Consider the following 12,244-nt stretch of genomic DNA (forward strand, 5'->3'; position numbering starts at 1 on the left):
CACCTTATTTATTAAACTAAAACAAAGTAATGAAAAAAAAATTAAATAGATATATATGGTTATGTATTTTATTGATTTCCATAGGAGTTAAGGCTCAGGAAACCAAACCTTTAATTCAGTCAAAACTTGAGGGAACAGTAATCGATGCTGTTACAAAAGAGCCTGTTATTGGCGCTTCAGTAAATATTAAAGGTACTACACACGGTGTTCAGACAGATTTAGATGGTCGATTTTATTTCCAGACAGGACAAAAATTTCCTTACACTTTAGTAGTAAGTTATCTGGGGTATAAAAAATCAGAAGTTGTCGTTAATGCAAATTTAGTTACTATCAGCCTTACCCAGGAACAAAATCAGTTGTCAGAAGTTGTTGTTACCGCATTAGGCATCTCAAAAGAAAAGAAATCTTTAGGATATACTACTCAGGCATTGAAAAGTAAAGACCTGGAAAACACAAAAGAAACTAATATTGTAAATAGTCTTACCGGTAAACTGGCAGGAGTACGTATTACCAATTCACAAGGAGATATGGGATCGTCACGTATCGTTATTCGTGGTGAAACTTCCATCGCCGGAAACAACCAACCGCTATTTGTAGTAGATGGAGTTCCGGTAGACAACTCGCAGCTGGGCAGCGTTGGCGGAGCGACACGTGATTTCAAAAACGCGATTGCTGATATAAGTCCACAAGATATTGAATCATTAACGGTATTGAAAGGCCCGAATGCTGCCGCTCTTTACGGATCTCGTGCTGCGCATGGAGTTGTTCTTATTACTACAAAATCAGGAAAAGGGCAGAAGGGATTAGGAATAAGCGTGAGCTCAGGTATAACACTTTCTGAGGTTATCACGTTACCTAAATTTCAAAATACATTTGGTCAGGGATCAAATGGAAAGTTTAGCTATGTAGATGGTAAAGGAGGCGGTATCAATGACGGTGTAGACGAAAGCTGGGGACCTAAAATGGATGGACGCCTTATCCCTCAATTTTATTCAAATGGTGAAGCAGTACCTTTTGTGGCTCATCCTGATAATGTGAAGGACTTCTTTAATACAGGAATTACTTATGATAACAGTATCTCTGTAGCCAGATCAGATGAAAAATCAGATTTTCGTCTGGGAGTAAACAATCAAAAACAATTAGGGACAGTACCAAATAGTGAAGTAAACAAAACAAACTTTACAGTTAATACCAATTATCAGATATCTGAAAGTATAAAAGTAGGTGTAAACGCTAATTATATTGTTACAGATGCTCCGGCTTTGCCAGGTGGCCCATCGGGAAATCGTGCTGCCGGTGTAATGCTCCAGTTTCTTTGGTTCGGACGTCAGGTAGATATCAATGAACTTAGAAATAACAGAGACGTTAACTGGAATAACAGCTATTACAGCAATCCGTATTGGAATGCTTATTATAATACTACCAGCCAACAGCGTAACCGCTTAATTGGAGATATTCATTTGGATGCAAAACTTGCTGATGGACTTAATTTTAAATTTCGTACAGGAGTCGACTATTATAACGATCGCAGAAAATACACAATTAAGTATGGTACAAACGGAACTCCTTTCGGATCCTATGCTGAAGATGCTTATACTGTAAACGAAAGAAATACAGAAGGTATTTTTACTTATGTAAAAAAACTAAGTGATGATTTTAGTGTAGATGCTCTTGCGGGCTTTAACGTTCGTAACCACAGCGATGCAAACAATTATCAAAAAGCACCACGTCTGGCCGTGCCTGATTTATACACGTTAACGAATTCACGAGATCCATTAACTTCATCAAACACATTCTCAAGATTGAGAGTATACAGTGCATATGCCTCAGCGCAGGTAGGTTATAAAAATTATGCATTTTTAAACCTTACAGCGCGTAATGACTGGTCATCGACACTGCCAAGTAACAACCGTTCTTATTTCTATCCTTCCATTAATGGTAGTTTAGTAATATCAGATGCACTAAACCTGAAAAGTAACACGCTGGACTTCTTAAAACTGCGTGGAGGATGGTCAGAAGTAGGAAACGATGCAGATCCGTATCAATTGTCTACCGTTTACAATTTCCAGACAGCATTCAACGGAAATCCAATTCAAACCTCTTCACAGAAAAAACTTAACGAGAATTTGAAGCCCGAAACGACAAGATCTACCGAATTTGGTATAGAAGCCTCTTTCTGGAAAAACAGGTTGCATCTTGATGTAGCTTATTATGACACGAATAGTTTAGACCAGATTCTGGAAATCAAGACAACAGCTGCAAGTGGTTATAATTCACAATTAATAAATGCAGGAAAAATAAACAATCATGGTATAGAAATTCAATTGGATGGAACTCCTGTTCAGACTGAAAATTTCAAGTGGAATATAAGCGGAAACTATGCAAAAAATGTTAGTAAAGTAGAGATTCTAGATTATGACAAACAAATTAAAAACTACACAATTGGCTCTTCGGGAGGTGTAGATGTATTAGCTTCTGTAGGACAAGCCTATGGAGCACTTTACGGTACAGCTTATCAACGTGACGCAAACGGAAATATAGTAGTAGGAGCAAATGGTTTGCCGAAAGCTGATCCGCAAAAGAAAGTTTTAGGTCATTATACACCAGACTATTTAGCCGGTCTTACAAATACCCTGACTTATAAAAATCTGGAATTATCATTTCTTATTGACGCCAGTGTAGGAGGAGAAATTTTCTCAGGAACAAACAGAACAGGTAATTACACAGGTGTGCTAGCTCAAACTCTTGAAGGCCGTGATGCTGCAAATGGAGGGCTAAATTATTATTATGTGGGAAATACAAAAACATTATTGACAGGTACAACTGCACCAAATGGGGCAGCGGTATATGATGATGGAATGATCTTTAAAGGAGTATATGCTGACGGAACTCCAAACAATAAGGTGATTAGTGCACAGGAATATTACAAAGCATCTTACAACATAAGCGAAGCTTATATTTATAGTTCAACCTATGTAAAACTTAGAGAAGTAAAACTTACTTATAACTTAAATAAAAGTCTGGTTAAGAAGCTGGGATTGACAGGAGCAAGTATTACTGCCGCAAGTCGTAACCTGTTGTTTATCTACAAAGACGTGCCAAATATTGATCCTGAATCAGCATTTAATACCGGAAATGCACAAGGACTGGAGAGCTTATCCTTGCCATCAACAAGAAATTTCAGTCTTAATGTTAATCTTAAATTCTAAAAAAACGGAATCATGTTAAAAAAACTATCATATATAACGCTGTTTGCATTTTTACTGACTTCTTGTGGTGATACCCTGGATGAAATTAACAAAAATCCAAATGCAACCGAAACACCATTGGCGCCTTACCTGTTAACAGGAACTTTAAAGCAGGGGGCTGACTTATACTGGGGAGATGTTAATAATTTCAACTCATCTTTGCTCTTTGTACAGCATTGGGCTAAAATTCAATACACCGAACCAGACAGATACGATGTATCTAATACTTCTTTCACAACTTTGTGGAATACCGGATATGCAACCCTGATTACAGATTTAAATACAATTCTGAATTTCCCGGAAGCACAGGCAAATTCAAATTATAAAGGTATCGCCCTGACCTTGCGTTCGTGGACATTCTTATTATTGACAGATGCTTATGGAAGTATTCCTTATAGAGAAGCAGGTCAAAAAGTGACACCGGCATATAATACACAAAAGGAAGTATATACAGGGTTGCTGGAAGATTTGAAACAAGCCCAGTCCTTGTTAAGTACAACAAATGGTACTGTAACGGGTGATTTGGCTTATCAGGGCAATATTTTAAAATGGAAAAAACTGGTAAATTCACTTCGTTTGCGTATAGCGCTGAGAATTGCAGACAGAGAACCTGTTTTGGCCAAACAAGCCGCGATTGAAGCAACAAGTGATGCAGCAGGAGTAATAAGCAGTAACAGCGAAATCTTTCAGTTTATCTACACCAGTTCTCCGCAACAAAATCCGGCTTCAGCCTGGTTTGAAACACGTGATGATTTCCGTATTTCAAAAACTTTGGTTGATAAGTTATACGAGTTATCTGATCCACGTTTGCCAGTTTACGCTCAGCTGCCATCAGATGCAAGCGTAGGCAAATATGTTGGAGGCGCCAATGGATTGTCAAACAGCGATGCCAATAGTCAGGGTTTTGCAAAAACATCAAAACCGGGTACTTATTTCCTTACTTCGGCATCACCGGCTGTAATTGCTTCTTATTCTGAAACACTATTCAATCTTTCTGAGGCGGTAGCCCGTGGTTTTATTCCCGGAAATGCAGAACAATATTATAATAGCGCAATTACGGCATCGCTAAATCAATTTGGAGTTACAAATGCAACCACAATTGCTAATTATCTTAATCAGGCAACTGTAAAGTACGATGCGGCAAACTATGCCAAATCGATAGGTACTCAAAAATGGATTGCATTCTTCGGACAGGGTCTTGATGCTTTTACCGAATGGAGAAGACTGGATTATCCGGTATTGACAGCAGGTCCGGCTACGGTTTTAGACGGACAAATACCTTCACGTTTCTTTTATCCGGGAACAGAGCAATCTTTAAACGGATCTAGTTACCAGGCTGCAATAGCTGTTCAGGGAAAAGACTTGTTAACGACTAAACTATGGTTTGATGTAAAATAAGATGATTTAAATTATCATCCAGACTTTAGCATATTTAGAAATATAAATTAAATGGTGTCAACTGTCTTCAGTTAGGCACCATTTTTTATTATGGGAAGCAATCTTTACAAAGCCTAGGCAAATTTAACCTCAGATAAAAATGATCATTTTTTAATATAATTAAATTCGAAAAAATATAAAGCATATAAGTTTTAATGTAAATTAGGACTCGTAAATTAACCCAAAGAAAACGCATAATTCCTCATGAAATTTTTTCAGAAATTACAATTTAATATCTTCTTCTTTAGCATCTTATTTTTTAGTATAATAATAAATGCTCAGAATAAAATCAAGGCAGAAACATTCTACACACACGATAAATATCTTTCTTCGGATAAAATGCAAGGCCGGTTTCCGGGAACAAAAGGGAATAATGATGCGGCAGCCTATATAGCGAAATATTTTAAAAAATATGGTTTAAAAAAGTTCAATGATAATTATTTTCAATCTTTTAGTCTTTTTGTAAAAGAAGGATTGAATAAAGTAAAATCAGACAGCGTTAAAACTCAAAATGTTGTCGGTTATATAGAAGGATCTGATGAAAAACTTAAAAATGAATTTATAGTAATAGGTGCACATTACGATCATTGGGGCTGGGGCGGAAAAAATTCAGGAAGCAAAAAGAAAGATACTATTGCCATTCATAACGGAGCAGACGATAATGCATCAGGAGTTTCGGCTTTGCTTTGTATAGCAGAAGAATTATCCAAAGCTGCTGTCAAACCCAAAAGGAGTATCATTTTTATTTCCTTTAGCGGAGAAGAAGAAGGATTATTGGGTTCTAAATATTTTGTTGCCCATTTGCCTGTAGAAAAAAGTGCTGTAAAAGTTATGCTGAATATGGATATGGTAGGAAGATTAAATGAAGAAAAGCAAATTTATATGGGCGGTGCCGGAACTTTTCCCGATGGAGTTAGCTTAATGAAAAAATTAGGAGAAAACAGTGGACTTAATCCTGTTATTCACGCCGGAGAAGTTGGAGGATCAGATCATGTTTCGTTTTATAAATCTTCAATATCCGTAATAGGGTTCCATACCGGGGGACATCCGCAATATCATACTCCCGAAGATGATATTGATTTAATCAATATTAAAGGAGGAGCTCTGGTTGCAAAATACATTTATAATGCTTTGTTTGCGATTGCAGACTATAAACAGGATTTGTATTTTATTAAACAGGATTAGTGAATTTCAGAAAAATTAAAAAGGCCAGAGAAACATATTCTTCTCTGGCCTTTTTTTCTACTTTTTACTTTCTTCTAAATAGGTAATAATTTGCTCTTTTACATTTTTACTGGTAAAACCAAACTTCTCATCCAAAACAGAAGCGGGGGCAGAATATCCAAAATGTTCCAGTCCAAACACTTTTCCTTTGTTACCTACAAGATTTTCGAGATTAACCGGAAGTCCGGCCGTGAGACCAAAAACCAGTCCGTCTTGCGGAATAACACTTTCCTGATATTCCTTAGGCTGCGATCTAAAAAGCCCTTCAGATATAATAGAAGCAACATTTATCTTGATTTTGATGTTGTTTTCGATTTCATTTGCCGCTTCCAAAAGTGTGCTAACTTCAGATCCGTTGGCAATGAGCGTGATGTCCGGATTCTCAGTTGATTTTACCAGATAACCGCCTTTTTTGGCATTAGAAGCCGCTTCGAATCTTGAATTTCCGCTTGACGGAATATCTTTAATTTCTTGTCTCGAAAGAATCAATCCCGTTGGCGTTTTGGTATTTTCAAGCGCCATTTGCCAGGCGACAGAAGTTTCAATCGCATCAGCTGGGCGAAGTGCCAAAAAGCTTTGATTGCCCGAATGATTTTTAATTTTTTCTAACAATCGAATCTGTGCTTCCTGTTCAATTGGCTGATGTGTGGGTCCGTCTTCGCCTACGCGAAAGGAATCGTGCGTCCAGACATATTTTACCGGAAGTTCCTGAATAGCAGCCAGACGAATAGCCGGTTTCATATAATCTGAAAACACAAAAAACGTTGCCACTACCGGAATTACACCACCGTGAAGCGCTATTCCATTGGCAATAGCAGCCATAGTAAGTTCGGCAACACCAGCCTGCAGAAACGCTCCGTTAAAGTTATTTTTCTGTAAAACAGATGACTTTTTCAGGAAACCATCGGTTTTGTCACTGTTGGATAAATCCGCAGAAGAAACAATCATGTTTTCTACATTTTCGGCCAAATATCCTAAAACAGCTGCAGAAGCATCACGGGTTGCTGCATTTGCTTTTTGGGCAATAGAACTGAAATCTAAAATGGGTAAATCACCACTAAAAAACTGTTTGATCTTTTTTGATAATTCCGGATTTTGGTTCTCCCAAACCGAAATTTTCGCTTTTCTTTCAGATGCATCTTTTATTTTTTTGTCTAAAATAGTTTTATAATGAGCCTCGACATCCTTATAAACCGCAAACGAATCATCAGGATTTGCTCCCAGATTCTGCAATGTTTTTATAAAATCTGCTTTTGTTGCCCCAATTGGTTTTCCGTGAAGTTCGCACTGTCCTTCGTACATACTTCCGTCAGCCGTAACACAGCCTTTTCCCATAATGGTTCTTCCGATAATTAAAGTCGGACGATGTAATTCGGCATGAGCAGCGTTTAAAGCAGAACGAATATGAGTATGATTATTACCATCAATAGTAATGACTTTCCATCCCCATGATTCGTATTTCATAGCCGTATTTTCGCTGGTAACCTCGTCTGTCATAGACGAAAGCTGCACATCATTAGAATCATAAAACAGGATAAAATTGTTCAGTCCCAAATGTCCCGCAATTCGTCCGGCACCTTGGGATATTTCTTCCTGAACACCGCCATCGGTTATAAAACCGTATATTTTATGATCGAATAAATTGTCAAATCTGGCCGATAAAAATTTTGCTGCGATCGCCGCACCAACTCCCATGGCATGACCCTGACCCAGGGGCCCTGATGTATTTTCGATACCACGTTTTACGTCGATTTCAGGATGGCCCGGCGTAACAGATCCCCATTGTCTGAAATTTTCTAAATCTGTTTTTTCATAATTCCCAAGCAAATAATATTGCGCATACATCAGCGCAGATAGATGTCCTGCATCCATAAAAAAACGGTCCCTGAAAATCCACTGCATATCAGACGGATCATATTTTAAATATTCAGAATATAAAATATGCATAAAATCGGCTCCGCCCATGGAACCTCCGGGATGTCCTGAATTGGCTTTTTCGACCATAGAAATGGCCAAAGCTCTAATGTTATCTGCTGATAACTGGTCTATTGTGTTGTTCATTTTATTTGGTTTTTTGATAGTCGTAATAATTATAATGGAGTTCTGAATAGCGAGAATGTAGTTTCTTTTTATTTTTCTATTTGAATAATTTGAGACACGATGTTACTTTTCAATTGATTTTTTTCATCAGGCTGAGCACCGCCAATGGCCAGTTTAACTTTACCGTCATATTGTTGTAAATTTCCTTCGGCAGTAACATAAGACAGATCTTCAGGAGAAAGAGTAAAAGTGATTGTTTTACTTTCGCCGGCTTTTAAACTAAGCCTTTCAAATCCCTTCAAAGTTTTAAGAGGGGCTTTTATCGTTTGATTCTGATTCATAATATACAATTGAGCGACTTCTTCACCTTCCGTTTTTCCGGTATTGGTAATTCTTACCGAAACTGAAACCGTTTTGTTCTTTTCTATTTTGGAAGGAATCGTTAGCTGATCATATTTAAAGGAAGTATAACTCAAACCATAGCCAAAACCAAAAAGCGGAGTACCTTTAAAGTAACGATACGTTTTATTGTCCATACTATAATCAACAAAAGCAGGCAAGTCTGAATCGCTCTTGTAAAAAGTAACAGGCAATCGCCCCGACGGATTATAATCCCCGAACAGAATATCCGCCACTGCAGTTCCTGCTGCCTGACCGCCGTACCATGCATTCAGCACTGCAGGAATATTTTCTGCTTCCCACGGAATAGCGATTGCACTTCCGGTCATCATCACAAAAACAACTGGTTTTCCGGAGTTTTTCAAAGCCTTCATCAGTTTAGTCTGAACTTCCGGAAGCAGGATAGAAGTTCGGTCGCCTCCGGAGAACCCCGGAAAATTAACCGGCATTTCTTCTCCTTCGAGTTGAGGGGAAATTCCGCCAACGAAAATAAAAGCATCCGCATCTTTGTTTCTCCCAACTAATTGAGCAAAATCAGTTTTTACAAAATTTCCGGTATTTAAGGCCACATTTGCTTTTCCTTCACCCTGCCAATATTCTAAAACTAACTTGTAGACTTTGTTTTTTTGGGTAACCAACTGATAGGTTTTTTCTCCCCATCTGTTCTTTTTCCAGGCATCTATTACTTCTTTTCCATCAATTAAAAAGCGATAGCCATCGTCAGCGCTGAGTTCAAATGTTATAGAACCATCTTTGTCTGCTGTGAAATTGGTGGTATAACGCGCAGAAAAATGGTTCGCCTTTATGTTTTTAATAACAGCTGCGCCTTCCTGCCAAAAGTGATTGATTTCTGATTCAGTTTGTACGGCAATAGGCTTTCCGGATAGATCAGCATTGTCAAAATATTCAGCTTTAAAACCTTGTTTTCCTTCGTACTGATACTGATTCTTAACGTCCTGATACACTAGTAAAGTGTCATTGGTAAAGTTGATTGCTTTTTCATAAACAACTTCTGTGCTATTGCCTAGTTTTTCTTTGATGCCATTTAAAACCGTTGTCAATTTACTCGGAGTTCCGTTGTAATTACCTAATATCGAGATAGCATTATCTGCATTGGGACCAAGAACCACAATCTTTTTCAACTTTTTGCTAAGGGGTAAAACCTCTTTTTCGTTGCGTAGCAAAACCATTGATTCCCGAGCCATTTTTAGCGCATGCGCACTATGCTCAGGACTTTCGAGAACAGAAGCCGGTGTCTGCGCATATTTAACCATCGAAACAGGATCAAACATTCCGAGTCTGAATCGAATCATGAAAAGCCTTTTTACCGAAATGTCAATTTGTTTCTCACTGATTTTTCCATTTTTTACCGCCTGAACCAAAGCCTTGTAGGCATCTGTACCACAATCAATATCAGTACCGTGAAAAACAGCATCTGCCGAAGCCGATTCTGCATCAGGATGTGTTTTGTGATTTTTAAAAAAGTCATCAATTGCCCAACAGTCTGAGGTTACGTAGCCATCAAATTTCCATTGCTTACGCAAAATATCGGTCATTAAAATATCACTGGCACAACAAGGCTGTGTTCTAAAAGCATTATAGGCGCACATAACGCCCGCTACTTTTGAGCCCGTAACTAATTTTTGAAACGCAGGCAAATAAGTGTCCCAAAGTTCATAAGGCGTTACATCAACATCAAAAGTATGGCGCAGCGATTCTGGTCCGCTATGTACGGCATAATGTTTGGCACAGGCCGCCGCTTTCAAATATTTAGGATCGTCGCCTTGCAGGCCCCTCACAAAGAAATCTCCTAGAGTACCAGTCAAATACGGATCTTCACCATACGTTTCCTGACCGCGCCCCCAGCGAGGATCGCGAAAAATATTAATATTAGGAGTCCAATAGGTAAGTCCCAAATAGCGCTCATTGGTTCGGTTTAATTCCACAGCTTTATTGTAAATCGCTCTTCCTTCCAGAGCAGAATAGTCGGCCATTTTAAAAAGTGCGTCTTTATCAAATGTTGCCGCCATAGCTATTGCCTGAGGATAAACCGTTGTTTTAAAAGGAGTTCTCGCTACACCGTGCAACGTTTCGTTCCACCAGTCGTAGGGCATGATACCCAGACGCGGAATAGCCGGAGACGAATTGAGCATTTGAGACACTTTTTCTTCCAGTGTCAGTCGGCCAACAAGATCATTAACCCGTTCTTCGAAAGAAAGACTGGTATCCTGAAATAAAAATTTTTGTGGCTTTTCCTTTTCCTGTCCGAAGCAAAAAGAAGCGATAAAAAGAAATAACAGGCAGGTGAATTTTAATGATCTCATAAGCTTTGGTTTAGGTAGTAAATGATAATAGTAAAGTTAGAAGTTAAAACAACCGATTGTGTAAAGAAATAACATTTTTTTAAAATAAAAAAATTATGTTTTGTGAGATCTGTAAAAAATGACAGGCAAAAAGATACTGAATTAAGTCTACAGTTATGCAAAATGCAGACAGAATGTATTGATATATCATTAAAATAATTACATTTACGATCTTAGTATTATAAGAATGGAAGAACACAGACATGTAACGATATACGATATTGCAGAGAGATTAAATCTTGCGACGTCAACAATTTCAAGGGCTTTAAAGGATCATCATACTATTAGTGAGAAGACAATCAAACTGGTAAAACAGACAGCCAAAGAAATGGGGTTTGTACCCAACACTTTGGCAGCAGGTTTGCGTGGCAATAAATCAAGAACCATTGGTATTTTGATTCCGACGGTAACACAGCCTTTTTTGTCATCGTTAATTAGCGGTATCGAAATTGCAGCTCAAAAATCGGAATATTCCGTTCTTATTATGCAGTCGCATGATTCCTATGAAATGGAGGTTAATCTGGCTAAATCATTATACAGCAACAGAGTAAGTGGCGTTATTTGTTCGTTGGCAATGGAAACCAAAGACACTTCTCACTTCCATCAATTTTCCAATAACAATATTCCACTTGTATTCGTCGACAGGGTTCCCAGAGATTATGATACGTTTCGTGTAGTCATAAACAATTATTTGGCGGGCTACAAAGCGACAAAACATCTTATTGAACAGGGCTGTAAAAGAATTGCACACCTAACGGCAGGATCAGAATTTGGTACCTTATATAATGAAAGAAAAAGAGGCTACATGGATGCTTTGTTAGAAAATGAACTTCCCGTTGATGAAAAGCTGATTATAAATCTGAAAGAAATGACTTATGAAGATGGTGTAAAAGCTTGTAATCAGTTATTTGATTTAAAACCGCGTCCGGACGGCCTTTTTGCTCCGGGAGATATTTTGGCCGTAAGTGCCGTACAGACAGCTAAAAAGAGAGGAATTAAAATACCCGAAGAGTTTGCTGTAATTGGTTTTAACGACGATCCCATCTCCAAAATAATTGAACCCAACATTTCGACCATAACACATCCGGCAGAGAAAATGGGAAAGGCCGCAGCGGAATTAATTATCAAAAATCTTAAATCGGCTAAGGAAGAAGATGATGCGAAAGAAATTACATTTTTGAACACGCAAGTCCTTGTGAGAGAATCTTCTAAAAGGATTTAAAATTAACTTTATCCAATATAATAACACCTGTCAATAACAATTTGGCAGGTTTTTTTGTGTCCTATTTTTTGTGCCATTTAACCCCAGATTTCAACCTTTAGAAAACCTATTTATGTCGGCGATTTGAAACCTGTAGCCATCTTTCGGAGCATTTTATTTAAAGTTCCCCGTTAAAAAAAGTCATTTTTATTTTTTTATTCCCATATTTTTGTATTTTAGCACAACCGATTGCAAGACGATTATTTTTTCTGATAGTATATTTTTTTAGCACTTTTTTTGCTAAATAAGCGTATTTAAGAAAGAAACTCTGA

The 12,244-nt window shown here is 37.9% G+C and carries 6 protein-coding genes; 4 read left to right on the forward strand and 2 right to left on the reverse strand.

The features are described 5' to 3' along the window. Window positions 1-29: 29 nt before the first annotated feature. The 3 genes from JOD96_RS19590 to JOD96_RS19600 all read left to right on the forward strand — a co-directional run bounded on the left by JOD96_RS19590 (window position 30) and on the right by JOD96_RS19600 (window position 5,870). The gene (locus JOD96_RS19590; protein ID WP_209565902.1) at window positions 30-3,209 is read left to right on the forward strand and encodes a SusC/RagA family TonB-linked outer membrane protein; all 3,180 of its coding nucleotides are present in this window, start codon (window positions 30-32) and stop codon (window positions 3,207-3,209) included. A 12-nt stretch (window positions 3,210-3,221) separates the two neighbouring features. Next, entirely contained in the window at window positions 3,222-4,646 is a 1,425-nt protein-coding gene (locus tag JOD96_RS19595; RefSeq protein WP_209565903.1) for a SusD/RagB family nutrient-binding outer membrane lipoprotein, read from the forward strand. A gap of 243 nt (window positions 4,647-4,889) precedes the next feature. After that, window positions 4,890-5,870 (forward strand): M20/M25/M40 family metallo-hydrolase, encoded by a 981-nt coding sequence (locus JOD96_RS19600; protein ID WP_209565904.1) that lies wholly within the window; start codon window positions 4,890-4,892, stop codon window positions 5,868-5,870. Between the two features lie 57 nt (window positions 5,871-5,927). On the opposite strand, the gene JOD96_RS19605 is transcribed toward JOD96_RS19600, so the two are convergent. Beyond that, entirely contained in the window at window positions 5,928-7,970 is a 2,043-nt protein-coding gene (locus JOD96_RS19605; protein WP_209565905.1) for a transketolase family protein, read from the reverse strand. 68 nt (window positions 7,971-8,038) lie between these two features. Continuing rightward, entirely contained in the window at window positions 8,039-10,672 is a 2,634-nt protein-coding gene (locus tag JOD96_RS19610; protein WP_209565906.1) for a beta-glucosidase, read from the reverse strand. A 226-nt stretch (window positions 10,673-10,898) separates the two neighbouring features. Here JOD96_RS19610 and JOD96_RS19615 point away from each other — a divergent pair, with 226 nt between their 5' ends. Further along, complete coding sequence (locus JOD96_RS19615) at window positions 10,899-11,933, forward strand: LacI family DNA-binding transcriptional regulator (RefSeq protein WP_209565907.1); 1,035 nt, start codon at window positions 10,899-10,901, stop codon at window positions 11,931-11,933. Window positions 11,934-12,244 lie beyond the last annotated feature (311 nt).

Origin of the sequence: Flavobacterium sp. 1355 (assembly GCF_017833415.1) — a bacterium.
Taxonomy (GTDB): domain Bacteria; phylum Bacteroidota; class Bacteroidia; order Flavobacteriales; family Flavobacteriaceae; genus Flavobacterium.

Bases quoted from the DNA above. Each gene is read 5' to 3' on its own strand.
- JOD96_RS19590 (WP_209565902.1), top strand. From the start codon at position 30: ATGAAAAAAAAATTAAATAGATATATATGGTTATGTATTTTATTGATT.
- JOD96_RS19595 (WP_209565903.1), top strand. From the start codon at position 3,222: ATGTTAAAAAAACTATCATATATAACGCTGTTTGCATTTTTACTGACT.
- JOD96_RS19600 (WP_209565904.1), top strand. From the start codon at position 4,890: ATGAAATTTTTTCAGAAATTACAATTTAATATCTTCTTCTTTAGCATC.
- JOD96_RS19605 (WP_209565905.1), bottom strand. From the start codon at position 7,970: ATGAACAACACAATAGACCAGTTATCAGCAGATAACATTAGAGCTTTG.
- JOD96_RS19610 (WP_209565906.1), bottom strand. From the start codon at position 10,672: ATGAGATCATTAAAATTCACCTGCCTGTTATTTCTTTTTATCGCTTCT.
- JOD96_RS19615 (WP_209565907.1), top strand. From the start codon at position 10,899: ATGGAAGAACACAGACATGTAACGATATACGATATTGCAGAGAGATTA.